This window comes from Pseudomonas anguilliseptica (genome assembly GCF_900105355.1).
In the GTDB taxonomy this organism is placed as follows: Bacteria; Pseudomonadota; Gammaproteobacteria; order Pseudomonadales; family Pseudomonadaceae; genus Aquipseudomonas; species Aquipseudomonas anguilliseptica.
This window is the reverse complement of sequence record NZ_FNSC01000001.1, coordinates 2,303,585-2,328,771: the sequence shown is the minus strand read 5'-3', so window position 1 is coordinate 2,328,771 and position 25,187 is coordinate 2,303,585. Positions and strand designations below refer to the sequence as shown.

General features: G+C 59.0%; 21 protein-coding genes, 3 pseudogenes and 1 riboswitch. Of the genes and pseudogenes, 20 read left to right on the top strand and 4 right to left on the bottom strand.

The window, feature by feature from the left end; genetic code table 11:
- Positions 1-21: 21 nt before the first annotated feature.
- Entirely contained in the window at positions 22-993 is a 972-nt protein-coding gene (locus tag BLW24_RS11235) for an ArsR/SmtB family transcription factor (protein ID WP_090380485.1), read from the top strand.
- A complete protein-coding gene (metK, locus tag BLW24_RS11230) occupies positions 990-2,180 on the top strand; it encodes a methionine adenosyltransferase (protein ID WP_090380482.1) in 1,191 nt (396 codons plus the stop codon). Before BLW24_RS11235 ends, metK begins: the two co-directional genes overlap by 4 nt.
- A gap of 71 nt (positions 2,181-2,251) precedes the next feature.
- Here metK and BLW24_RS11225 read toward each other — a convergent pair whose 3' ends face one another.
- Positions 2,252-3,115 (bottom strand): ABC transporter substrate-binding protein, encoded by an 864-nt coding sequence (locus BLW24_RS11225; protein ID WP_208600169.1) that lies wholly within the window; start codon positions 3,113-3,115, stop codon positions 2,252-2,254.
- A gap of 133 nt (positions 3,116-3,248) precedes the next feature.
- Between BLW24_RS11225 and ligB the strand changes: the two are divergent.
- Positions 3,249-4,931, top strand: a pseudogene (ligB, locus tag BLW24_RS11220) (NAD-dependent DNA ligase LigB).
- A gap of 7 nt (positions 4,932-4,938) precedes the next feature.
- Here ligB and BLW24_RS11215 read toward each other — a convergent pair.
- The gene (locus BLW24_RS11215; RefSeq protein WP_090380477.1) at positions 4,939-5,388 is read right to left on the bottom strand and encodes a c-type cytochrome; all 450 of its coding nucleotides are present in this window, start codon (positions 5,386-5,388) and stop codon (positions 4,939-4,941) included.
- 303 nt (positions 5,389-5,691) lie between these two features.
- On the opposite strand from BLW24_RS11215, the gene BLW24_RS26490 reads away from it, so the two are divergent.
- The 17 genes and pseudogenes from BLW24_RS26490 to BLW24_RS11130 all read left to right on the top strand — a co-directional run bounded on the left by BLW24_RS26490 (position 5,692) and on the right by BLW24_RS11130 (position 23,630).
- A complete protein-coding gene (locus BLW24_RS26490) occupies positions 5,692-6,852 on the top strand; it encodes a methyl-accepting chemotaxis protein (protein ID WP_090380474.1) in 1,161 nt (386 codons plus the stop codon).
- A 17-nt stretch (positions 6,853-6,869) separates the two neighbouring features.
- Positions 6,870-7,157 (top strand): STAS domain-containing protein, encoded by a 288-nt coding sequence (locus BLW24_RS11205; RefSeq protein WP_090380471.1) that lies wholly within the window; start codon positions 6,870-6,872, stop codon positions 7,155-7,157.
- A gap of 50 nt (positions 7,158-7,207) precedes the next feature.
- The gene (locus BLW24_RS11200; RefSeq protein ID WP_090380465.1) at positions 7,208-8,188 is read left to right on the top strand and encodes an IS5 family transposase; all 981 of its coding nucleotides are present in this window, start codon (positions 7,208-7,210) and stop codon (positions 8,186-8,188) included.
- A 175-nt stretch (positions 8,189-8,363) separates the two neighbouring features.
- Positions 8,364-9,476, top strand: coding sequence for a PP2C family protein-serine/threonine phosphatase (locus BLW24_RS11195; protein ID WP_090380462.1), 1,113 nt, complete (start codon positions 8,364-8,366; stop codon positions 9,474-9,476).
- Between the two features lie 130 nt (positions 9,477-9,606).
- Complete coding sequence (locus tag BLW24_RS11190) at positions 9,607-10,119, top strand: ATP-binding protein (RefSeq protein WP_090380459.1); 513 nt, start codon at positions 9,607-9,609, stop codon at positions 10,117-10,119.
- 25 nt (positions 10,120-10,144) lie between these two features.
- Positions 10,145-10,510 carry a response regulator gene (locus tag BLW24_RS11185; protein ID WP_090380456.1) on the top strand — a complete coding sequence of 122 codons (366 nt, stop codon included), beginning with the start codon at positions 10,145-10,147 and terminating at the stop codon, positions 10,508-10,510.
- A gap of 39 nt (positions 10,511-10,549) precedes the next feature.
- Positions 10,550-11,149 carry an Hpt domain-containing protein gene (locus BLW24_RS11180; RefSeq protein WP_244161144.1) on the top strand — a complete coding sequence of 200 codons (600 nt, stop codon included), beginning with the start codon at positions 10,550-10,552 and terminating at the stop codon, positions 11,147-11,149.
- A 40-nt stretch (positions 11,150-11,189) separates the two neighbouring features.
- Positions 11,190-12,170, top strand: a complete 981-nt coding sequence (locus tag BLW24_RS11175) for an IS5 family transposase (protein ID WP_090375326.1) — start codon at positions 11,190-11,192, stop codon at positions 12,168-12,170.
- 143 nt (positions 12,171-12,313) lie between these two features.
- A pseudogene (locus BLW24_RS26990) lies at positions 12,314-12,484 on the top strand (chemotaxis protein CheW); the annotation flags it as partial.
- 28 nt (positions 12,485-12,512) lie between these two features.
- Positions 12,513-14,854: pseudogene (locus tag BLW24_RS11165) on the top strand (methyl-accepting chemotaxis protein).
- A 70-nt stretch (positions 14,855-14,924) separates the two neighbouring features.
- On the top strand, positions 14,925-15,767 hold the full coding sequence (locus tag BLW24_RS11160; protein WP_090380453.1) for a CheR family methyltransferase: 843 nt from the start codon (positions 14,925-14,927) through the stop codon (positions 15,765-15,767).
- Positions 15,764-16,372 (top strand): chemoreceptor glutamine deamidase CheD, encoded by a 609-nt coding sequence (gene cheD / locus BLW24_RS11155; protein ID WP_208600168.1) that lies wholly within the window; start codon positions 15,764-15,766, stop codon positions 16,370-16,372. The genes BLW24_RS11160 and cheD overlap by 4 nt, the downstream gene beginning before the upstream one ends.
- A gap of 8 nt (positions 16,373-16,380) precedes the next feature.
- Entirely contained in the window at positions 16,381-17,451 is a 1,071-nt protein-coding gene (locus tag BLW24_RS11150) for a protein-glutamate methylesterase/protein-glutamine glutaminase (protein WP_090380449.1), read from the top strand.
- A gap of 93 nt (positions 17,452-17,544) precedes the next feature.
- Positions 17,545-17,638, top strand: a riboswitch (S-adenosyl-L-homocysteine riboswitch).
- A 20-nt stretch (positions 17,639-17,658) separates the two neighbouring features.
- Positions 17,659-19,053 (top strand): adenosylhomocysteinase, encoded by a 1,395-nt coding sequence (ahcY, locus tag BLW24_RS11145; RefSeq protein ID WP_420874987.1) that lies wholly within the window; start codon positions 17,659-17,661, stop codon positions 19,051-19,053.
- A gap of 100 nt (positions 19,054-19,153) precedes the next feature.
- Positions 19,154-19,999, top strand: a complete 846-nt coding sequence (gene metF, locus BLW24_RS11140; protein ID WP_090380441.1) for a methylenetetrahydrofolate reductase [NAD(P)H] — start codon at positions 19,154-19,156, stop codon at positions 19,997-19,999.
- Between the two features lie 181 nt (positions 20,000-20,180).
- Entirely contained in the window at positions 20,181-21,554 is a 1,374-nt protein-coding gene (ppnN, locus tag BLW24_RS11135; RefSeq protein ID WP_090380438.1) for a nucleotide 5'-monophosphate nucleosidase PpnN, read from the top strand.
- A 228-nt stretch (positions 21,555-21,782) separates the two neighbouring features.
- On the top strand, positions 21,783-23,630 hold the full coding sequence (locus tag BLW24_RS11130) for an RNA helicase RhlE2 (RefSeq protein WP_090380436.1): 1,848 nt from the start codon (positions 21,783-21,785) through the stop codon (positions 23,628-23,630).
- Positions 23,631-23,718: 88 nt separating this feature from the next.
- On the opposite strand, the gene BLW24_RS11125 is transcribed toward BLW24_RS11130, so the two are convergent.
- A complete protein-coding gene (locus BLW24_RS11125; RefSeq protein ID WP_090380433.1) occupies positions 23,719-24,297 on the bottom strand; it encodes a YceI family protein in 579 nt (192 codons plus the stop codon).
- A 60-nt stretch (positions 24,298-24,357) separates the two neighbouring features.
- A complete protein-coding gene (locus BLW24_RS11120; RefSeq protein ID WP_090380430.1) occupies positions 24,358-24,903 on the bottom strand; it encodes a cytochrome b in 546 nt (181 codons plus the stop codon).
- Between the last annotated feature and the right edge of the window lie 284 nt (positions 24,904-25,187).

Here is a 25,187-nt window from a genome sequence, read left to right as displayed (position 1 = left end):
ACCGACTAGACTGCCCAGCCTATGAATATGCGCGCCGCCCATCTGGCCTTCGAGCCTGTCGATGCCCTCGCTGCCCTGTGCAAGGCCAGTGGTGATGCGCTGCGCCTGAACATTCTGCGCGCCCTGGCCAACGATTCGTTCGGCGTCCTGGAGCTGGCACAGATTTTCGCCACCGGTCAATCCGGCATCAGCCATCACCTCAAGGTGCTGGCCCAGGCAGGGTTGGTGGTCACCCGCCGCGAAGGCAATGCGATCTTCTACCGCCGCGCCCTGGCGCAGAGCGAACAGCTCGGCAGCCGCCTGCACAATGCTCTGCTCGAAGAAATCGACAGCCTGCAATTGCCGGCCGAGGTGCAAGGACGGATTGCCGAGGTGCATGGCCAACGCGCCGCCGCCAGCCAGGAATTCTTCGCCCGCACGGCAGCGAGCTTCCAGGCTCAGCAGGATCTGATCGCCGGCCTGCCACAATACCGCGACAGTGTGCTGGCCCTGCTCGACTCTCTGGAGTTTGTCGACGCAGCCTGCGCGGTGGAGATCGGCCCTGGCGATGGTGGCTTTCTCCCGGAATTGGCGCAGCGCTTCCAGCAGGTGCTAGCACTGGATAACAGCGCGGCGATGCTTGAACTGGCCCGTCAACGCTGCACCGAGGAGAGTCTGCACAATGTTCAGTTGCAACTGGCCGACGCCCTGCAGGACGACTACCCAGCCGCCGACTGCCTGGTGCTGAACATGGTGCTGCACCACTTCGCCGTCCCGGCCGAGGCGCTCAAGCAGCTGGCGCAACGCGTGAAACCCGGCGGTAGCCTGCTGATCACCGAACTGTGCAGCCACAACCAGAGCTGGGCCAGCGCGGCCGGTCTCAACACCTGCGAAAGCCTCTATGTGGGCTTGCGCAACGGCTTCCAGATTCAGGTGCGGCACTTCGCCAAACCCTCAATAACTCATGGCCTCCGGGCTGCAATTACCGGTCACCAACAGGAACCCGCACGATGAGCGAATACTCCCTCTTTACCTCCGAGTCCGTCTCCGAAGGCCATCCCGACAAAATCGCCGACCAGATTTCCGACGCGGTGCTGGACGCCATCATTACCCAGGACAAACACGCCCGCGTGGCCGTTGAAACCCTAGTCAAGACCGGTGTGGCCATCGTCGCCGGCGAAGTCACCACCAGCGCCTGGGTTGACCTGGAGCAGATCGTCCGTGACGTGATCTGCGACATCGGCTACACCAGCTCCGACGTCGGCTTCGACGGTGCCACCTGTGGCGTGATGAACATCATTGGCAAGCAGTCCCCGGACATCAACCAGGGCGTCGACCGCGCCAAGCCGGAAGATCAGGGTGCCGGCGACCAGGGCCTGATGTTCGGCTACGCCAGCAACGAAACCGACGTGCTGATGCCCGCACCGATCCGCTTCTCCCACGCGCTGGTGCAGCGCCAGGCCGAAGCGCGCAAGTCCGGCCTGCTGCCGTGGCTGCGCCCGGACGCCAAGAGCCAGGTCACCTGCCAGTACGAAAACGGCAAGGTGGTCGGCATCGACGCCGTGGTGCTGTCCACTCAGCACAACCCGGAAGTGTCGCTGAGCGATCTGCGTGAAGGCGTGATGGAGCTGATCATCAAGCACGCCCTGCCAGCCGAACTGCTGCACAAGGACACCCAGTTCCATATCAACCCAACCGGCAACTTCGTGATCGGCGGGCCGGTGGGCGACTGCGGCCTGACCGGGCGCAAGATCATCGTCGACAGCTACGGCGGCATGGCCCGTCACGGCGGTGGCGCGTTCTCCGGCAAGGATCCATCCAAGGTTGACCGCTCGGCGGCCTACGCCGGTCGTTACGTGGCGAAGAACATCGTTGCTGCCGGCCTGGCCGACCGCTGCGAGATCCAGGTGTCCTACGCCATCGGCGTGGCCCTGCCAACCTCGATCTCGATCAACACCTTCGGCACCCACAAGATCGCCGAAGACAAGATCATCAAGCTGGTGCGCGAAGTGTTCGACCTGCGTCCGTACGCCATCACCAAGATGCTCGACCTGCTGCACCCGATGTACCAGGAAACCGCAGCCTACGGCCACTTCGGCCGTACCCCGCAGCAGAAGACTGTCGGTGACGACACCTTCAGCACCTTCACCTGGGAAAAGGCCGACAAGGTCGCCGACCTGCGCGCTGCCGCCGGCCTGTAAGCCCAGCCTTGGTTGCATAAAAAACCCGCTACGGCGGTTTTTTTATTGCGCTCAACTCTCGGTTCTCCACACTAGGGCATCGGCGTAAACCAATAGGTGGCCTTGTCGAAAGGATGGTTCGAGGAGAGATGGGGATTGGCAATTCTCAATGTGCGCCGACGATCCAGACCAAGCTGCTGGATGGTGGTCGCATATTCCTCGGTAAACAGCCGATCCAGGGTGCCATCGGCAATCAGCGCAAGCATGCCCTCCTCGACACGCTGCGCGCGCAACCGTCCCTCATCGGTGCGGGCAAACCAGAAGTACACCGGCAACGGGTAATACAGCAGCAGCTCGCGTTCGATGGCCATCTGCGGGTATTGCTTGCGCCAATGTGCCAGCTCACCACCAACCTCACTGACACCCCGACCAAAGGCATCGAAACGCCGCAGCATCAGCATATGGAACAGGCCTTCATAGCTGCTGCCAATGACCACCGGTAGACCAGCCGCCTGGTACACCGCCACATCGGACCATTCACGCTGCTGGCCAAAGCGCAGCTGGCGAAGCTGTTCAAGTGACCGCACACCGGCAAAACGCGGCTGATCCTCGGCCTGAATCAGAAAGACCCGATAACCGAGCAACCCCTTATCGACCGGAATTTTCACCGGTTGCAGGGCCTGCTCCAGAGTCTGCGTGGCATCCAGCACCAGGGTATTGAGTCCACCATGCGCGCGCTGCATCTCAACCACCTGCAGCTTCTCGCTCATCGGCGGGCCGGGCTCAAGCCGATAGTCGCCATACTTGTTGCGAGTCACCTCCAGCGCCGCACGCAATACACGCCAGTGATAGGCATAACGCTGGTCACCCTCCGTCTCCGGTGCGTTGTGCACAAACCGCCACGGCGACACCACATCATCAGCGGCACGCACCACGCCAAAAGGCGCAAAACCCATGGCACAGATGCATAAACACACCCGACTAAACCGCTGCAAACCCATTGGCATAACGAAAACCACCCCCAAACACTCGCTAAGGCTGATCCATCAAGCATAGCTGCTACGCTGGATAAACCGCTCCCGAGCAAGGATGCTCAGCATGAAAGCCGCTCTCGCGCTGTTACTCACAGCCTTAACCTTCAACACTTGGGCCGCCCTCTGCCCGGACTGGCCGGGGCAACGCGCGGAACTGGAAATCGCTGCACTGAGCCAGCAACTGGCGGCCTGGGACGATGCCTACCATCGTCAAGGCCAATCACTTGTGGCGGACGAACTCTATGACCAGGCCAGCGCCAACCTGCAGCGCTGGCGGGCCTGCTTCCCTGAAACCGCAGTCGCCACGAGCGATCCACTCAGCACCAGCAACGGCCGTTATCACCATCCAGCCGCCCATACCGGATTGCGCAAGTTGACCGATAGCCACGCCGCAGGCGCCTGGATCGCCAATCGTGAAGATTTGTGGATTCAGCCCAAGGTCGACGGGGTTGCCGTCAGCCTGGTCTACCGCGACGGCCAATTGCAGCAGCTGATCAGTCGCGGCGACGGTCGCATCGGCCAGGACTGGAGCGCCCACGCGCGCCACCTGCCGGCGCTTCCCGCACGACTGCCCAAGCCGCTCAGCCTGGTTCTGCAGGGCGAGCTGTACTGGCGTTTACCGGGTCATATCCAGCACACATCCGGCGGCCTCGGCGCACGCAGCAAGGTGGCCGGCCTGATGAACCGGCAGATGCTAAGCACCGAGGAAGGCGCGAGCATTGGCCTGTTTGTCTGGGATTGGCCCGATGGCCCAGCACTGATGCCTCAGCGCCTGCAGCAGCTGGCGGAGTTGGGCTTTGCCGACAGCCAGCACTTCAGTCAGCCGATCCGCAACCTGGAACAAGCCGCCAATTGGCGCGAACGCTGGTACAACAGCCCCCTGCCCTTTGCCACCGATGGCGTGGTTCTGCGCCAAGGGCAACGTCCGGCGGCGGCGCGCTGGCAAGCCGAACCGCCGCACTGGGCCGTGGCCTGGAAATACCCGGTGAACCAGGCCTTGGCCGTGGTACAAGCGGTGGACTTTCGCATCGGCCGCAGCGGTCGCATCACCCCGGTGCTGCGCGTACAACCGCTAAAGCTGGATGATCGACGCATCGAGTATGTCAGCGCAGGCTCGCTGCAACGCTGGCAAGCCTTGGACATCCGCCCGGGTGACCAGGTGGTGATCCGCCTCTCCGGCCTGACCATTCCCGCGCTGGACAGCGTGCTCTGGCGCACCCAACAACGCGCCGCCCTGCAGGTGCCTGACCCTGCGGCCTACCACCCACTAAGCTGCTGGCGTGCCACACCAGCCTGCGCCAGCCAGTTCCGCGCACGCCTGGCATGGCTCAGCGGCAAATAGGGCCTGGCATTGCCGGGCGTGGGCCCCGGCACCTGGGAAAAACTGCTGCACGCGCAACAACTCGACAGCCTGCTCGACTGGCTGCACCTCTCAAACGAACAGCTCAGCAGCGTTCCCGGCCTCGGCCCACGCAGCTCCGCCGCACTGCAACAGAGTTTTCGTCTGGCCCGCGAACGCCCCATGCAGGACTGGCTACGCGCGCTCGGCCTGCCAGACAATGGCAATCTGGCGCTGGACGCCGACTGGGAGACCCTGGCGCAACGCAGCGTAGCCGACTGGCAACGCCAACCCGGCATCGGCCCGCAGCGCGCGGAGCAATTGCGCGCCTTCTTTCAACACCCGGAAGTACAGGCCTTGCGCGCACAACTGCGCGAGGCGCAGATCGCGGGGTTCTGAGTGATCATCAGAAGGCGCGAAACTCTTCATGACAAGCCTTGCAGCTGTCCTCAACACGCTGCATCGGCGTTGTTAACGCCTCAGGCGTTAACGGTTGCGCAGTCGTGGCGGCCATCAACGCCGCGGTGCTGGCTTCCATAGCCTGGGCCAACTCCTGAAAACGCGCCTGGCGCTGCCAGACGTCATCCTTGGCGCGGCTCTCCTCACCGTCTTCACGCACCTGCGAGAAGTGCTGCCAGGGCGTACGGGTCAGTTGATCGAGTTTGGCCGCACCCTCAATAAATGCCTGTTCCTTGAATGCCAGCCGCCCGCGCAGCATGCCACCGAGGTCTTCGCTGACCTTGAGCATCTGCTTGAAAATGCTCTGACGTTGGCCTTGTGGCGAATTGGGATCGACACCGCCGCAGCCACTCACAGCCAGCACCAATACAACCAGGAACAGGGTTTTAAGCTTCATAACACCTTCAATGCCAACAACCGGGTGGATAACGGGCGACAGTATCACCACCCATTAACCACCGGCCAAGCGTGGTGTTTTGCCGCAGGCGACAAAAAGCGCACAGATAAGCCTGCAGGCCTAAATAACGAGTCGCACACTACATCTGCCTAGCCAGCCAACTCACCAGTTTCGATACCTCGCGACTGCGGCCACCGCCTTGACAATAACAACTCGACCCCTAAGGTTTAATAAAGAGATGGATAACAATGTGCTCTGCACTGAAATGGATCGGTGCTCTGCACCCACATACAGGGATGTACGATGCTCAGCACCAACACATCCGGCCCTACTAAGCTGCAACTCAGCGGCCTACTGCTATTCCCGTGGCTGCTTAGCCTGATACTTCTACTGATCGGCCTAACGCCCATGCCAGTGTTGGCTCTAGGCTGCCTTGCAAGCCTGGGCAGCCTGTTCTATCTAGCACGCCGCGAACCCGATCAAGCCGCCCAGACTAATTGCCCAACCGATTCTGATACCGACAGGGGAATCGAGCCTCTGCGCCAATCCGTGGCTCTGCATGCCCAGCAAATTAACCAGCACAGCGTGCAAATCGACGGGCTGCTGAGCACGGCCATCGATAGGCTGACCCACAGCTTCAGCAGCCTCAACAGCCTGATAGAGCGACAACTCTGCATCGCCGGAACCTTGACTGATCGCTACAGCGGTACTGACGCTGAAGACAGCAGCATCACTTTCCAACAGTTCACCAGCACCACTCAGGAAACCCTCAGCCTGTTCGTCGAGTCCATCATTGAAACCAGTCGCACCTCGATGGAACTGGTCGACCGCATCGACCGCATCGACCGCATCACCCATAAAATCGGCGACGTCGTGAAATCCACGGCAGATATGGACGCCATCGCCAAGCAAACCAACCTGCTCGCACTCAACGCGGCCATAGAGGCTGCACGTGCAGGCGAAGCGGGCCGCGGTTTCGCCGTGGTGGCTGACGAAGTGCGCGCACTATCCACCCGCTCCACTGTGTTCTCTGACGCTATTCGTACCCACATTAGAGTCGTACACGAAGAGCTGCAGCAAGCCGACGCTGCCGTCAGCCGGCTGGCAGCCAAGGACATGAGCTTCGCCATGACGTCAAAGAAACAGGTCAACGAAATGCTCAGCGACTTAGCGCTGATGAACGGCAAAACCGTACTCGCAGTGGAAGAACTACAACAGGTTTCCCAGGCGGTGCATAACGACGTAAATACAGCCATCACCGCCTTACAGTTCCAGGACCTGAGCAGCCAGTTGCTGACGCAGATACGTAAGCACTCAGACAAGCTCGAACACTTTTCGGTGAGCCTCGAAGGGCTGGACGAGGACAAATCCTCCAACCGGCAGAGCCATCAGCCACTTGATAGAACATTGCATAACCCCGTTAGTCAGTCCTCCATGAGCGCTGGAGAAATCGACCTCTTCTAAGGAAAGGAATTATTGCTATGAGCGATGCGAGCACTGCCATCCTTCGCCCTAACAAACGTTTTGATTTTCATGCGTATCGCGCCTTCCGTGATGCTTATGAGCTGGAACTGGCGAAATCCTCCGTGCACTGCCTGGTGATCGACCTGCAAGAAGTGCAGTACATCGACTCGGCCGCCCTAGGCATTCTCTTGCTACTACGCGACAAGGCACAGGCCCAAAACAAAACCGTGGAAATACGCAACCTCCATGGCGTAGCAAAGGACGTGCTAGAGATCGCCAATTTTAGCAAGGGAAACTCTGAATAAGACTTCCTGATTTTGGCAAAATGCCCGGACGCCACCCGCCGAGTTTTCCGATGAAGCAAATGACCTTCGCCGATGCCGAGTACGCCGGCAAACGCAAGCAGACCCGCAAAGAGTTGTTCCTGATCGAGATGGATCGGGTGGTGCCGTGGAAGGGTTTGATCGCACTGATCGAACCGTATTACCCCAAGGGTGAAGGCGGTCGGCCGGCCTATCCGCTGATGGCGATGCTACGTGTGCACCTGATGCAGAACTGGTTCGGCTACAGCGACCCGGCGATGGAAGAAGCGCTGTACGAGACCACTATCCTGCGGCAGTTCGCCGGGCTGAGTCTGGAACGTATCCCCGACGAAACCACCATCCTCAACTTCCGTCGTCTGCTGGAGAAACATGAGTTGGCTGCCGGCATCCTGGCCGTCATCAATGGCTATCTTGGCGACCGTGGCCTGTCGTTGCGCCAAGGCACCATCGTCGATGCCACGCTGATCAATGCGCCGAGTTCGACCAAGAACAAGGACGGCAAACGCGACCCAGAGATGCACCAGGCCAAGAAGGGCAACCAATACTACTTCGGCATGAAGGCGCACATTGGCGTGGATGACGAGTCGGGGCTGGTACACAGCGTGGTAGGCACGGCGGCCAACGTGGCGGATGTCACTCAGGTCGACAAGTTGCTGCACGACGAGGAAAACGTGGTGTGCGCCGATGCGGGTTATACCGGCGTCGAAAAGCGCCCCGAACATGATGGGCGCGAGGTGATCTGGCAGGTTGCTGCCCGCCGCAGCACCTATAAGAAGCTGGGTAAGAGCAGCCCGCTGTACAAAGCCAAACGCAAGATCGAGAAGGCCAAGGCCCAGGTGCGCGCCAAGGTTGAGCACCCGTTCCGGGTGATCAAGCGTCAGTTCAGTTATGTAAAGACACGCTTCCGTGGCTTGGCCAAGAACACGGCGCAACTGGTGACGCTGTTCGCGCTGTCGAACCTGTGGATGGCACGCCGACATTTACTGACCAATGCAGGAGAGGTGCGCCTGTAATGCGGGAAATGGCTGCCGCGAGCTACTCGCGGCGGCTAAAAACACAGAAATGAATGGGTAATCTGATCGTTTTTGATCGATTTGCCGCTTTCAAAATCGGCGGGGCTGAAGTCAGCCAGAAATACATGGCTACTTCAGACCATCCCAAACTATTCAAAATCAGCTGAGCCAGACCATGCAGCCATTGAAGATACTCAGCGTTGATGATGACCCTACGCTGCGGATGATGCTCAAGGCACTCATCCGCTCCTTGGGGCACCAATGCACGCCAGTTGCCGATGGGATGCAAGCTATCGAGCAGTACCAGAAAGAACAATTCGACCTAGTACTGGTCGACCAACTCATGCCCGGCATGGATGGTATTGCTACCACAGTGGCACTTCGCGAGTTACAAAAGAACAGCGGCTGGCGGCCGATCATCATGCTCTCTAGCATGGACCAAACCGACGATCAGGTATCGTCGCTCAACGCCGGCTGCGACGATTTTCTCGCCAAGCCTGTCAACTTCGGCTTACTCGCCGCCAAAATCAACTCATTCCAGCGCATTGCCTCCTTACAGCAGCGAGTCGCCGAACAACACCAGCAGTTGCTGCATTACCACTATGCCGAAGCCGAAGAACGACGCATCAGCAGCTTTCTGATGAACAGGCTGATGCGCCGCGACCTGCTCGACCGCCCTAATGTCAGCTACCTGCTACACCCCGCCGCCGACATCTCCGGCGACCTGTTGCTGGCATGCCCGGCCAACAATGGCGATATCTATGTGATGCTTGCGGATGCGACCGGCCATGGCCTGCCTGCGGCATTAACGCTGATCCCTCTGACACAAACCTTCTACTCCATGGCGGGCAAAGGCTTTAACCTCAACAGCATCGCCCGTGAGATGAACCGCTGCAACCGCGCCTACTCACCCACCGACCGCTTCGTTGCGGCTCTGATCGCGGTTTTTTCCCCACGCGAAAACGTGCTAACGGTATGGAACGGCGGAATTCCGCCTGCCTTACTATTAAATGATCAAGGGCAGGTCATTCGCCGTTTTAAATCACTCAACCTTCCACTCGGTGTCGCCAGTGACAACGAATTCGACAGCGAGTGCGAGAGCATGACAGTCCGCCCTGGGCAGCGTCTGCTGCTTTACTCAGACGGTTTGGTCGAGGCAGAAAATGTACGAGGTGAACTGTTCGGTTACGAGCACCTTGAGCGCAACCTTGAACAGTCAAGCGATGCAAACCTGCTAGAGGGATTGCAGGCCGCACTCCAGGCGCACCTAGGCGAATGCCCCCCATGACGACCTGTCTTGCTTGCTACTCGAATGCACAGCAGACGACACCATCGCACCTCATTCCCCCACCGCCCCCCCTGAACTAGCAGAGGACTGGCGTGTACAGCTCACCCTCAGTGCGACGCAATTGCGGCGCATGGACTTAGTGCCATGGGTCACCAGCTTGTGCAGCACCCTAGGCTTAGAGCCAGACCGGCAAGGGGTGCTGTCATTGATTCTCAATGAACTGCTAACCAACGCCTTGGACCACGGCATCCTAACCCTCGACTCTAGTTTGAAAAACCAACCCGAGGGTTTCGAGGCGTACTTTGCAACCCGCGGCCAGCGCCTAGCGGCACTGACCGACGCGGAGATCAACATTGATATCTGCCAGCATGGCCTCCCGCAGGGCAACAACCTGACGGTGCAAATCACCGACAGCGGCAACGGTTTCGACACCAGTCTCTTGCCCACACTACCCACATCCAATCAAACCGAGCACTACCACGGCCGCGGTCTAGAGCTGGTACGCAACCTGTGCCAACACCTGGAATTTTATCCGCCAGGTAATAGTGTCAAAGCAGAACTACGCTGGGGTGGCAGCTCTCAGACTCACCCTGACACCCCGGCCGCGGTCACAACCCGCCGCAACCGGGCACAGGCCTATTAACCAGTGTGCGAAGAGGAAGGACCCTATGAGTAAAAACATCCTGATAGTCGATGATTCTGCCTCAATCCGGCAGATGCTGGCCTTTACCTTGCGTTCCGCTGGCTATGAGGTTGACGAAGCGGTAGACGGCAAAGATGGGCTGGGCAAGGCCCAGCGCAAGGCCTACCAACTGGTGTTTACCGACCAAAACATGCCCAACATGGATGGCCTGACGCTGATAAAAAGCCTGCGTGGGCTACCCAACTACCGCACCATTCCCGTGCTGATGCTCACGACTGAGTCCAGCGACACCATGAAGCAACAAGGCCGCGCCGCCGGCGCAACAGGCTGGCTGGTAAAGCCTTTTGATCCGCCAAAACTGCTGGAAGTGACCCAAAAGGTGCTCCCCTAGAACGCAGTGACGCGCAGGCAGATCATTATTAATGCTGGCATGGAGCAATTTCTGGAGGTGTTTTTCGAGGAAGCTGAGGAACACTTGGCTAACCTTGAACACCTGCTACTTACACTGGATATCGCCGCACCTGATCGAGAAGCCCTGGATGGAATTTTCCGGGCCGCGCATTCGATCAAAGGCTCGAGCGGCATGTTTGGTTTTGACGACCTGACGGCCGTTACCCATGTTCTTGAAACACTGCTGGACAAAATACGGGGCGGCAAAATTGCTCTGCGCGTTGAGATGGTTGATGTGTTCCTGCAATCACGCGACGTTTTAGGCCAGTTGCTTGCCTGCCACAAACACGCCAGCGCCGACCCTAGCATTCCAGTTGCGGCCACGGCCACGCGCTTGCAAGCACTGATCGACAGCGAGTCCTCTACCCAGCCTCCTCAGCCTTCAGCGATAGAGGATGCCTACGGGCTTTTCGATGCCAGCCCTGCCGAATCACAAAGCACTATAGCTCCGCCTGATCAGCACAGCGCTGCCAGCACCAGCGTGCCAGAGGATGACGAATTCGGCTTCTTCGATGACCAGCCAGGCGCACCGAATCAGCCCGCTCAAGTCGTCAAGGATGGTCTGAAAAAGACTTCCTGATTTTGGCAAAATATCCGCACTCCACCCGCCGAGTTTTCCGATGAAGCAGATGACCTTCGCCGACGCCGAGTACGCCGGCAAGCGCAAGCAGACCCGCAAAGAATTGTTCCTGATCGAGATGGATCGGGTAGTGCCATGGAAAGGGTTGATCGCTTTGATCGAGCCGCATTATCCAAAGGGTGAAGGCGGCCGACCGTCCTATCCGCTGATGGCGATGCTGCGAGTGCATCTGATGCAAAACTGGTTCGGTTACAGCGATCCGGCGATGGAAGAGGCGCTGTACGAGACCACCATCCTACGCCAGTTTGCCGGGCTGACTCTGGAGCGCATTCCTGACGAAACCACCATCCTCAACTTCCGCCGCTTGCTGGAAAAACACGAACTGGCTGCCGGCATCCTGGCCGTGATCAATGGCTACCTGGGTGACCGTGGTTTGTCGCTGCGCCAAGGCACCATCGTCGATGCCACGCTGATCAACGCGCCGAGTTCAACCAAGAACAAGAACGGTAAGCGTGACCCTGAGATGCACTCAACCAAGAAAGGCAATCAGTATTACTTCGGCATGAAGGCGCACATCGGGGTGGATGACGAGTCTGGCTTGGTGCACAGCGTGGTGGGTACTGCCGCCAACGTGGCGGATGTCACCCAGGTCGATAAGCTGCTGCACGGCGAGGAAAACATGGTGGGGGCCGATGCCGGATATACCGGTGTCGAGAAGCGCCCCGAGCATGAGGGCCGTCAAGTGATCTGGCAGGTTGCAGCACGGCGTAGCACTTACAAGAAACTCGGTAAGCGCAGCGCGCTGTACAAAGCCAAGCGCAAAATCGAGAAGGCCAAGGCCCAAGTGCGAGCCAAGGTCGAGCATCCGTTTCGGGTGATCAAGCGTCAGTTCGGTTATGTGAAGACGCGCTTCCGTGGCCTGGTCAAAAACACGGCGCAACTGGTGACTTTATTCGCGCTGTCAAATCTGTGGATGGCGCGCCGACATTTACTGACGAATGCAGGAGAGGTGCGCCCGTAATGCTGGAAATGGCTGCCGCGAGGTGCTCGCGGCGGCTAAAAACACAGAAATGAGCCGGTAATCTGATCGTTTTTGATCGATTTATCACTTTCGAAATCAGCAGAGGCTGACGTCAGCCAGAAATGCATGGCTACTTCAGAGGATCCCTAACAGATGATGAAATAAAACCGCCTCCAGAATTTGGCGGGGGCTTTAACAGCGAATACCTCATGGGCTTGGCCACAGTGGCCGAACGCATGTTGATTCTGGTCGATATCGAAAAACTGATGAGCAGCAGTGAACTGGCTTTGATGGATACCCCATCGAGTGAGTGAATCGCCGACAACCGCAAGGAGCGTTCCCATGAACCTGAAGCACCTTTCAATGATCCAGCGGCTGTCGTTGTGTTTTGCCGCGTTGTTATCCCTGCTGGCCATTATTCTGGCGATCAGCCTGATACAAATCGACAAATTGCAAGGCAAGATTGACCATATGGTGCACGAGAGTTTTCCCAAAACAGTGCTGGCCAATAACGTCATCGACGAAACTAATGCCATTGCGCGGGCCGTCCGTACGCTGCTGATTGCCGAGGATGATCAACGCCTAGCAGACTCACAACGCAAGATTATTGATGCCGCCACTCTGGGCATTCAGAGCAACATAGACAAGCTCAACGCGGCGGGTAACACCGCTGAAGAACGCGAGCATCTGCAAGCGTTGGGCTTGACCCTGAATAACTTCGATAAGCGCCTGACGCGCTATTTGGCGTTATATGAAGAGGGCAACCTACTAATGGCCCGCGAGTACCTTTTGAAAGACTTGCGTGAGGCGCAGTATGAGGCACTGGAGCAGACCAGTCAGCTCATCGGCATCGAAAACAAAGGTGTCGTGGAGTTGGGGGAAAAAGCCGAGGACCTGGCTGCTGACACCCGCACTCTACTGTTGAGTATCGGCTTGGCTGCATTTGTACTGTCTGCCTTACTTGTCGTCCTGCTAGTCCGCAGTGTCAAACGCCAACTGGGCGCTGACCCGCTGGCGCTGGCGCACATCACCAACAGCATCGCGGCGGGCCAACTGCAACTGGAGGTTCCCACCGCCTTGCCGGGTAGCGTCATGCATTCACTCAAGAGCATGCTGGAGTCCTTGCAGGCTTCTGCCACTGCAGCGCAGAGCAATGCCCGCATCAAGTCCGCACTGGACAACGTCAGTAGCAACGTAATGATTGCCGACAACGAACGCAACATCATTTACATGAACCGCACCGTGACGGCGATGATGCAGAACGCTGAAAGTGATCTTCGAAAGGCGCTGCCAACCTTTGAGGCCAAACGCCTGCTCGGCGGTTCGATTGATCAGTTTCATAAAAAACCCGAGCACCAAAAACACTTACTGGCGACCTTTACCAGCACCTTCAATACACAAATCGAGGTGGGGGGCCGCACCTTCGCACTGATCGCCAACCCTGTATTCAGCGACAGCGGTGAGCGCCTGGGCGCGGTGGTGGAATGGAATGACCGCACAATTGAAGTGGCAGTGGAGCGCGAGGTTGCAGACCTGGTCAATGCTGCGGCTGACGGCGACTTCACTCGCCGGCTTGAGATGGGCAACAAAAGCGGCTTTCTGCTCAACCTGGCCACTGGCCTCAACCAACTAGTCGAGACGGCTGACAGAGGCTTGCAGGATGTCGTGCGCATGCTCAGCGCGCTGGCTCAGGGTGATCTGACCCAACGCATCACTGATCAATATCAAGGCACCTTCGGCCAGCTCAAAGATTACTCCAATGAGACCGCTGTGAGCCTAACGCGGATGCTCGGGCAGATTCGCGAGAGCGCCGATACCATCTATACCGCCGCCAACGAGATCTCCGTCGGCAACACCGACCTGTCCTCACGGACCGAGGAGCAGGCCTCAAGCCTTGAGGAAACGGCGTCCAGCATGGAGGAATTGACCAGCACGGTAAAACTCAACGCTGACAACGCCCGGCAGGCTAATTCTTTGGCCATGAACGCGTCTGAAGTGGCCAGCGATGGTGGCCAACTGGTTGAGCGCGTGGTGCAGACCATGTCGTCGATCAACGACTCTTCCCGCAAGATTTCCGACATTATCGGTGTGATTAAACCAACATTCTGGCCCTCAACGCAGCGGTGGAGGCCGCCCGTGCCGGTGAACAGGGGCGTGGTTTCGCCGTAGTGGCCGCAGAAGTTCGCAACTTGGCACAACGTTCGGCAGCCGCCGCCAAAGAGATCAAAACCCTGATTTCCGACTCGGTGGACAAAGTGGAAACCGGCAATACCTTGGTCGCCCAAGCCGGCAAGACCATGAACGAGATCGTCACGGCGATCAAACGCGTCACCGACATCATGGCTGAAATTGCGGCGGCCTCTGCGGAGCAAAGCACGGGCATCGAAGGAGTAAGTGGCGCGGTCAGCCAGATGGATGAAATGACCCAGCAGAATGCCGCACTGGTTGAAGAGGCGGCGGCGGCCGCTGAATCCCTGCTTGAGCAAGCGACATCCATGACCGAGGCCGTAGCGATATTCAAATTTGAACAAACCAACCAGCGACCAAACCTCAGCGCACCGCTAGCCGCATCCAAGGAAGCAATCGCATCGACGGCGCGCACAGTTCACGTGCAACGTACGCTGCAGCCTCGCGCCAACACCAACACCAACATCAACAACAGCGACGAGTGGGAGCAATTTTAACGATCCAGGCCAGGCATCGCGCTAAGACGATGCCTGTGCAGTCAGGTATGGCGCATAGGGGAAAAGGAGCATGAGCGAACCAATGCGCGAGTTTCATTACCGCGCTGACGACTTTCAGAAAGTACGCAGCCTGCTTCACAAGCGCAGCGGTATCAGCCTGTCAGAAAGTAAAAGCCAGATGGTGTACAGCCGTCTGGCGAGGCGTCTAAGACAACTTGACCTGAACAGCTTCACTGATTACTTCGGCTACCTCAATCAGCATGAAGGCGAATGGCAGGAGTTCGTCAATGCCCTGACCACTAACCTAACCTCTTTCTTCCGCGAAAATCACCATTTTGATGCGCTGACCAGCTACCTCCGGCACTTGCCGAAACGCACTGCGCCTGTGCGTATCTGGTGCTCAGCCGCCAGCACGGGTGAAGAACCCTACTCATTGGCCATCACAGCGATGGAAGCCTTCAACAGCCTGCACCCTCCCGTGCAGATCCTCGCCTCCGACATTGATACCAGCGTGCTGGATACCGCCCGCGAGGGCATCTATCCCTTCAGCCGCGTTGAACAGTTGTCAGATGCGCGGAAAAAGACCTTTTTCATGCGCGGTACCGGCACCCAAGCCGGGCTGGTGCGCGTTCGCAGTGAACTGCGCGAACTGATCGAATTTCAGCAGATCAACTTGCTCGGCCAGCAATGGCCGATCAGACCCGGCCTGGATATCATCTTCTGCCGCAACGTAATGATCTACTTTGATAAACCGACGCAACAGCACCTGCTCACGCGGATGGTCAAATTGCTTCGGCAAGACGGCTTGTTCTTTGCCGGGCACTCGGAAAGTTTTGTCCATGCCACACATTTGGTGCGCCTGATCGGCCATACCGTCTACCGCCCGGTGTCGCATGAAGGTGACCCGGCATGATGTTCGACTTCAGCAATGAACTGGCACCAGGCACTTATTTTGATCCTCACTTTATGATCGATGCGGTCAAAATTCTGCCCGGTGAATACTACGTCACCCCGCGCGACATCGTGATCGTCACGGTTCTCGGATCCTGTGTCTCCGTCTGTTTACGTGACCGCACCTCGGGTATTGGCGGCATGAATCACTTTATGCTGCCAGGCACGAGTGACGAAGGCGGCCACCTCCTCTCAACCTCAGCACGCTATGGCGTCTACGCCATCGAAATCCTCATTAATCACTTACTGACACTGGGTGCCCAGCGCCGCCACTTCGAGGCCAAGGTATTTGGTGGTGCCAGTGTCCTTCGTGGCTTCGGCACCAATAATGTGGGCAACCGCAACGCCGAATTTGTGCTCGACTACCTGCATACCGAAGGCATACCAGTGGTGGCGCAGGATCTGCTCGACACCTATCCACGCAAGGTTTATTTCTTCCCCAGTTCAGGCAAGGTGATGCTTAAGAAGCTCAAATCCCTGCACAACACAACGCTGCTTGACCGGGAGATGGAATACAGCCTGCGTATCAAGAAAACTCCAGTCTGCGGCGAAATTGTCCTCTTTTAGGAGCACTCATGCCGATCAAGGTTTTGGTTGTTGACGACTCCGCACTGATTCGCGCGGTACTTAAGGAAATCATTCAGCAGGACCCAGAATTGCTGTTGATTGGCCAGGCACCCGATGCCTACGTGGCGCGCGACCTGGTTAAGCAATTCAACCCCGACGTCATTACCCTCGACATCGAAATGCCGCGCATGGACGGCTTGAGCTTTCTGGAAAAGCTGATGAATGCGCGCCCCACCCCCGTGATCATGATTTCATCGCTAACCGAAAGTGGTTCTGAGGCCACCTTTCGCGCCTTGGAGTTGGGTGCAGTGGACTTCGTTGCCAAACCCAAACTGGGCATTCGCGAAGGCATGGAGGCGTATGCCGACGACATACGCGACAAAATCAAAGCGGCCAGCCGCGCACGCCTGCACAAACCCCGCGCAGTCGCTGAACCCGTCAGCAACCGTGACAAGGCACCGGCCTTAAGGCGGGCACCCATCATTGGCACCGAAAAGATCATCGCCATAGGTGCATCAACCGGCGGAACGGAAGCGATCAAAGATGTGCTACTCGACATGCCCGCCGACAGCCCGGGAATCGTCATCACGCAGCACATGCCGGCCGGTTTCACCCGCACATTCGCCGAACGCCTGAATCGAATCAGTCGCTTGCACGTAATCGAAGCCCAAGGCGGTGAACGCATTCTGCCCGGCCATGCGTTTGTAGCTCCTGGCGATCATCACTTGTTGGTTGAACGCAGCGGTGCCAATTACATCACGCGACTCTCGGAGGGACCGCCTGTGTATCGCCACCGCCCCGCCGTTGACCCAATGTTTGAGTCGGTGGCGCACTCGGCAGGTCGAAACGCAATCGCCGTTTTGCTGACCGGCATGGGCAAAGATGGTGCCTTTGGTCTGAAGAGTATTCGTGAGGCCGGTGGCTACACCGCGGCTCAGGACGAAGCCAGTTGCGTGGTGTACGGCATGCCACGCGAGGCGATGCTGCTGGGCGCGGCAGAAGACATTCTGCCGCTCAATAAAGTGGCCAATGCGCTGATTCAGCAAGTCAAGTTACACGGTGGCGGCAACCGCGTTTAAACGATACGACGGAAAGCCTTTGGCTAAATCTTTAGCATGGCTATAATCACACCCGCTTCACGCAATCGGCACCGCTTCGGTTGCTCCCGCCACCTGTCCGAGGGGCGCTGCAGCAAACCCTGTTAAACAGGGCTTTGTCAGGCTCGGATGGGGCGTTAACCATACGCATCAACGGCGCCCATTCGCAGACAACGAATGGAGTGCTATATGAGCGCCACTTTTACCGATTTTAAAGTCGCCGACATGTCCCTGGCTGCCTGGGGCCGTCGTGAAACCATCATCGCCGAATCAGAAATGCCAGCCCTGATGGGCCTGCGTCGCAAATACGCCGGCGAGCAGCCGCTGAAAGGCGCGAAGATCATCGGCTGCATCCACATGACCATCCAGACTGCCGTGCTGATCGAAACCCTGACTGCACTGGGCGCCGAAGTACGCTGGTCGTCGTGCAACATCTTCTCCACCCAGGACCAGGCCGCTGCTGCCATCGCTGCCGCCGGTATCCCGGTATTCGCCTGGAAAGGCGAGACCGAAGAAGAGTACGAGTGGTGCATCGAGCAGACCATCCTCAAGGACGGTAAGCCATGGGATGCCAACATGATCCTCGACGATGGCGGCGACCTGACCGAGATCCTGCACAAGAAATACCCGCAGATGCTTGAGCGCATCCACGGCGTCACCGAAGAAACCACCACTGGCGTACACCGCCTGCTGGACATGCTGGCCAAGGGCGAGCTGAAGATCCCGGCAATCAACGTCAACGACTCGGTGACCAAGAGCAAAAACGACAACAAGTACGGCTGCCGCCACAGCCTCAACGACGCCATCAAGCGCGGCACCGACCACCTGCTGTCCGGCAAGCAAGCGCTGGTTATCGGCTACGGCGACGTGGGCAAGGGCTCGGCGCAGTCGCTGCGTCAGGAAGGCATGATCGTGCGCGTGACTGAAGTGGACCCGATCTGCGCCATGCAAGCCTGCATGGACGGCTACGAAGTGGTTTCGCCGTTCAAGGACGGCATCAATGACGGCACCGCCGCCAGCATCGACGCCCAGCTGCTGGGCAAGATCGACCTGATCGTCACCACCACCGGTAACGTCAACGTCTGCGACGCCAACATGCTCAAGGCCCTGAAAAAGCGTGCCGTGGTGTGCAACATCGGTCACTTCGACAATGAAATCGACACCGCTTTCATGCGCAAGAACTGGGCCTGGGAAGAAGTGAAGCCACAGGTGCACAAGATCCACCGCACCGGCGCTGGCAGCTTCGATCCGCACAACGATGACTACCTGATCCTGCTGGCCGAAGGCCGTCTGGTGAACCTGGGCAACGCCACTGGTCACCCAAGCCGCATCATGGACGGCTCCTTCGCCAACCAGGTACTGGCGCAGATCTTCCTGTTCGGCCAGAAGTACGCCGACCTGTCGCCAGCCCAGAAAGCCGAGCGCCTGACCGTGGAAGTGCTGCCCAAGAAACTCGACGAGGAAGTTGCGCTGGAAATGGTTAAAGGCTTCGGTGGTGTTGTCACCCGCCTGACCAAAACCCAGGCCGACTACATCGGTGTTAACGCTGAAGGCCCATTCAAGCCAGAAGCCTATCGCTACTAATGCGTAGGGTTGATAAGCACATGGCTTATCCACCGCCGACTTCCCGCAAGGTGGATGGAAAAACGCCATCCACCCTACGTCTGCAAGGCTAGCCCCCCCCATGAGCCAAGAACGCCGTTACAGCTTCGAGTTCTTCCCCACCAAGACCGAAGCCGGGCACGAAAAACTGATGAATGTGGCGCGCCAACTGGCGACCTACAACCCCGATTTCTTCTCCTGCACCTACGGTGCCGGTGGCTCCACCCGCGACCGCACGCTGAACACCGTGCGGCAACTCGATGGCGAGATCAAAGTGCCGGCCGCGCCGCACCTGTCCTGCGTCGGTGACAGCAAGGCCGAGCTAAGTGAACTGCTGACCCTGTACAAGAACGCCGGCATCAAGCGCATCGTTGCCCTGCGCGGTGACCTGCCATCCGGTATGGGCATGGCCAGCGGCGAGCTGCGCTACGCCAACGAGCTGGTCAGCTTTATCCGCGAAGAAACCGGTGACCACTTTCATATCGAAGTGGCCGCCTACCCGGAAATGCACCCGCAGGCACGCAACTTCGAGGACGATATCGCCAACTTCGTGCGCAAGGCCAAGGCCGGCGCCGACAGCGCGATCACCCAGTACTTCTTCAACGCCGACTGCTATTTCTACTTTGTCGAGCGTGTGCGCAAGCTAGGTGTGGATATCCCAGTGGTGCCGGGCATTATGCCCATCACCAACTACAGCAAGCTGGCGCGCTTCTCCGACGCCTGCGGTGCGGAAATTCCGCGCTGGGTGCGCAAGCAACTGGAAGCGTACGGTGACGATACCGACAGCATCCAGGCGTATGGCGAGCAGGTCATCACTGAAATGTGCGAGCGTCTGCTGCAAGGCTGCGCCCCAGGTTTGCACTTCTACAGCATGAACCAGGCCGAACCGAGCCTGGCGATCTGGAACAACCTCAAGCTGCCACGCTGAGGCACACAACCCCGTCCATGGTACCGCTGGTGCCATGGACGACATCATCTTTCCGCCTCTGTGGCTTCAACAGAGCGACCTGCCTCAGACATATCCTGCAGCGACTCGACACCGACGACGACCTTGACCTCAAGGTCAACCCTGCATAGCTTGAAGCTCAAGACCTCCATGGAGTTGCTCAATGGTCAGCAGAAAAACCATCAACGCCTCAGTCACCCCTAAAGGCAGCCTGGAAACCCTCTCGCAGCGGGAAGTGCAACAACTGCGCGAGACCGGCTCCGGCAGCGTCTACGCGCTGTTCCGTCAATGCGCCCTGGCCATCCTCAACACCGGCTCGCACAGCGACAACGCCAAGACCATTCTGGAAGCCTACCCAGACTTCGAGATCAATATCCTGCAGCAGGACCGCGGCATCCGCCTGGAGCTGTTCAACGCTCCGGCTGATGCCTTTGTCGATGGAGAGATGATCGCCAGCACCCGCGAAATGCTGTTCAGCGCTCTGCGCGACATCGTCTACACGCAGAGCGAGCTGGAAAATCAGCGCATCGATTTTGGCAGCTCTCAGGGCATCACCGATTACGTTTTCCACCTGCTACGCAACGCCCACACCCTGCGCGCCGGCGTCGAGCCGAAGATTGTGGTGTGCTGGGGCGGCCACTCGATCAGTACCGAAGAATACAAATACACCAAGAAAGTCGGCCACGAGCTGGGCCTGCACGGCCTGGATATCTGCACCGGTTGCGGCCCTGGCGTAATGAAGGGTCCGATGAAGGGCGCGACCATCTCACACGCCAAACAACGCAACGTGCATGGCCGTTATCTGGGGCTGACCGAACCCGGGATCATCGCCGCCGAAGCACCCAACCCGATCGTTAACGAGCTGGTGATCCTGCCGGATATCGAGAAGCGCCTGGAGGCCTTCGTCCGCGTTGGGCACGGCATCATCATCTTCCCCGGCGGCGCGGGCACAGCGGAGGAGCTGCTGTATTTCCTCGGTATCCTCATGCACCCGGATAACCAGAACATACCCTTCCCGCTGATCATGACCGGGCCACGCAGCGCCGCAGCGTACCTGGAGCAGCTGCATGAATTTATCGGTGCAACCCTGGGTGAGGCGGCGCAGCAGCGCTATCGCATCATCATCGACAACCCCGAGCAGGTCGCCCGGGAAATGGCTGAAGGGATCAAGGCCGTCAAACAGTTCCGCCGCGAACACAACGACGCCTTCCACTTCAACTGGCTGCTGAAGATCGATGAGAGCTTCCAGCACCCGTTCGAACCAACCCACGCCAACATGGCCAGCCTCAAGCTGACGCGCGAACAACCGGTACATGAGCTGGCCGCCAACCTGCGTCGGGCGTTTTCCGGGATTGTTTCGGGTAACGTCAAGGACAAGGGCATCCGCCTGATCGAGCAGCACGGCCCTTACGAGATCACCGGGGAGCGCGACATCATGCTCCAGCTCGACCAGTTGCTGCAGGCCTTCGTCGATCAGCACCGAATGAAACTACCCGGCAACAGCGCCTATGTACCCTGCTACAAATTGACCAGCTGAACCGGTGAAACGCGCGCCGTTGCTGGCATGGCAACGGCGCGTGACCACCGAGCAGGCAGACGCTCGCACAGACCGGCCGCTCTGTTATACTCGGGCCTTCCCGCCAGGCTTGCGCCCGGATGCTAGCCCCCAGAGGCCAGTAGTACCGGACGGGATTGCGCCCCCAAGCGTGATTCAAGCCAGGCAATACACCCCATAGGGCTACGCCCTCACTAGACAGGATTACACATGTCCTTTGCCTCCCTCGGTCTCTCCGAGGCTTTAGTCCGTGCGGTCGAATCCGCCGGCTACACCCAACCCACTCCGGTGCAACAGCGGGCCATCCCCGCCGCGTTGCAAGGTCGCGACCTTATGGTGGCGGCCCAGACGGGTACAGGTAAGACAGGCGGTTTTGCCCTGCCGATCCTCGAGCGACTGTTCCCCAACGGTCACCCGGATCGCGAACAGCGTCACGGCCCAAAACAACCGCGCGTCCTGGTATTGACCCCGACCCGCGAACTGGCCGCCCAGGTGCATGACAGCTTCAAGCTGTATGCCCGCGATTTGAAATTCGTCAGCGCCTGCATCTTCGGCGGCGTTGGCATGAACCCGCAGATCCAGGCCCTGGCCAAAGGCGTCGACGTGCTGGTGGCCTGCCCCGGCCGTCTGCTCGACCTGGCCAACCAGCGCGCCATCGACCTGTCGCACGTGGAAATCCTCGTGCTCGACGAAGCCGACCGCATGCTCGACATGGGTTTTATCCATGACGTGAAGAAGGTCCTCGCCAAGCTACCCGCACAGCGGCAGAACCTGCTGTTCTCGGCGACCTTCTCCAAGGACATCACCGACCTGGCCGGCAAGCTGCTGCACAACCCGGAGCGCATCGAAGTCACGCCGCCGAACACCACGGTCGAGCGCATCGAACAGCGCGTATTCCGCCTGGCTGCCAGCCACAAACGCGCCCTGCTCGCCCACCTGATCACTCAGGGTGCATGGGAGCAAGTACTGGTGTTTACCCGCACCAAACACGGCGCCAACCGCCTGGCCGAGTACCTGGACAAACACGGCCTGCCGGCTGTGGCGATTCACGGCAACAAGAGCCAGAACGCCCGCACCAAAGCCCTGGCCGACTTCAAGGCGAACAAGGTGCGCATCCTGGTCGCCACCGATATCGCCGCTCGCGGCCTGGATATCGACCAGCTGCCACACGTGGTCAACTTCGAGTTGCCCAACGTTGAAGAAGACTACGTGCACCGTATCGGCCGTACCGGACGTGCCGGCCGTAGCGGTGAGGCGATCTCGCTGGTTGCTCCGGACGAGGAGAAGCTGCTCAAGGGCATCGAACGAATGACCAAGCAGAAAATCCCGGATGGCGATTTGCTGGGTTTCGATGCCAGCACCGTCGAGGCCGAGCGCCCGGAAGTGCGCGAGCCGCAGAAACCGCGCCAACCACGCGGCGCCAAGCCGGAGGGCGAACGCCATGGCGGCGGGCGCAAGGACAAAGGCAAGGACAGCGGACGCGACAACAACCGCAAGCCACAGGGTGGCCGCTCGCAACAGCCACGCAACTCAGCTCGCGCCAGCGCGCCAGCCGTGCCCACATTGCCTCCGGACCGCGCGCCGGACGAGTTCCGCGACGATGAGATCGACAACTTCGGTAACCGGGTCGACTACGTCAGCCCAAATCAGAACAAGCAGCAGAACCGTGGCCGTCGGCCCGGTGCGCCTGCTTCAGGCCCGAGCGCTAGCAATGGCGCTCGCCCAGCCAAACCGCCGCGTAGCAATGGCGGTGGCGCCAATGCTGGCGGTCAAGGCCGTCGTCAGGGCGCTGGGGCTGGCGGCCAAGGTGGTCAGGGCCGTAATGGTTCCGGCCGTGCACGGCCACCACGCGACACCCGCACCACCTCGCTAAACCGTGACGAGCTACCACGCCAGGAAGCGGCGGTGAAAAGCCCGCGCGACAAGCAACCGGTGATTGTGCACAAGGGCTCGCGCCTGGACCGCTTCCCGACGCCGGAGCAGCTCGACGAATTGGCGAGTGCACGTCCGCGTGGCGAAAAGCCGGCCCTGCTCACGCGCAACCGCGAAGAGTCATAGTCAGCTAGCCGTACACGAAAACGCCGCCCATTGGGCGGCGTTTTTGTTGGCAGGTCTGAACAGGCGGGTTATGTCCCGCCTGGCTGGCTTACTTGCGTACGCCTTCAACCGAGATGATCAGTTCAACGTCTTGAGAAGCCGGGCCGAGGTCTTTCTGGATATCGAAGTCTTTCAGCTTCAGCTTGGTACTGCCTTCGAAGCCGGCACGGTAGCCGCCCCATGGGTCCTTGCCTTCGCCGATAAACTTGGCGGCAATCACCACCGGCTTGGTCACGCCGTTAAGGGTCAGGTCGCCAGTGATATCGGCAGTGCCTTCACCGGTGGATTTGACCGATGTGGAGGCGAAGGTCGCCGTCGGGTGTTTGCTGACGTTGAGGAAGTCACCGCTGCGGATGTGCTTGTCACGCTCAGCGTGGTTGGTGTCGACGCTGGTGGTGTTCAGGGTGACATTGACCTTGCTGTCCTGCGGCTTGGCGGCGTCGAAGCTGAAGCTGCCGTCGAAGTCCTTGAACGTACCGTACAACCAGCTGTAGCCCAGATGGCTGATCTTGAAATTGACGAAGGCGTGCTGGCCTTGCTTGTCGATGGCGTAATCAGCCGCCATCGCCTGACCAGCGCCGGTCAATACGCCACCAAGCGCCAGGGCTACGAGGGTTTTCTTCAACATGGGCATGCTCCTTGTGAGTGTGGGATAGGGCCAGTCCAGCCCCGGAAACAACAAAGGTAACTAGCGACCGAACATCCGCGTCAGCGTACGGTCGCGATCAATAAAGTAGTGTTTCAACGCAGCCAGGGCATGAACGCCAGCAAAGATCACCAGCGCCCACGCCAGGTATTCATGCACCAGCCCGGCAACATCTTCCTGATCAGGAATGCTTGTCAGGCTGGCCGGCACTTCAAATAAACCGAATACCGGAATACCGCGACCGTCAGCCGTAGAGATCAGGTAGCCGGAAATCATCAGCACAAACAGCCCCAGGTAGAGAAAGCTGTGGCCCAGCTTGCTGCCCAGACGGGTCATCCGTCCGTGGTTGGGCAAACTCGCCGGGGGCGGGCTGAACCAGCGCCAAATCACCCGCCCCAGCATCACGGCAAACAGCACCAGGCCGATGCTCTTGTGCAGATCAGGTGCGGTCTGGCGCCAGCTGCTGTAGTAATCCAGACCGACCATCCAGTAACCCAGGCCAAACAGGCCGAACACGGCCACCGCCACCAGCCAGTGCAGCAGGATGCTGACCAGGCCGTAGTGAGAAGAACTATTGCGCCATTGCATTGAAAACTTTCCGAAGGAAGAACCAGAACCGCGAGTGGAGCAAGACTAGCAACAAACCTATCGACTAAAAGCGGAATTTTTCGCTTTGAAATATCGAGAAATACGATGCGTCGCTGACTCCTCAAACTCAGCGCAAATTAGTCTCGCGACACCCGACAAAGTTCAGCCGCCAGGCTATAAACGGCACGATAGAGCGGATCAGCGGACGGCGGGTAATCAGCTTGGTTGTGCCGTCCATCCGCTGCGGTGCTTCTGATAGGCTTGGTGCAGATGATTGCGAGCCG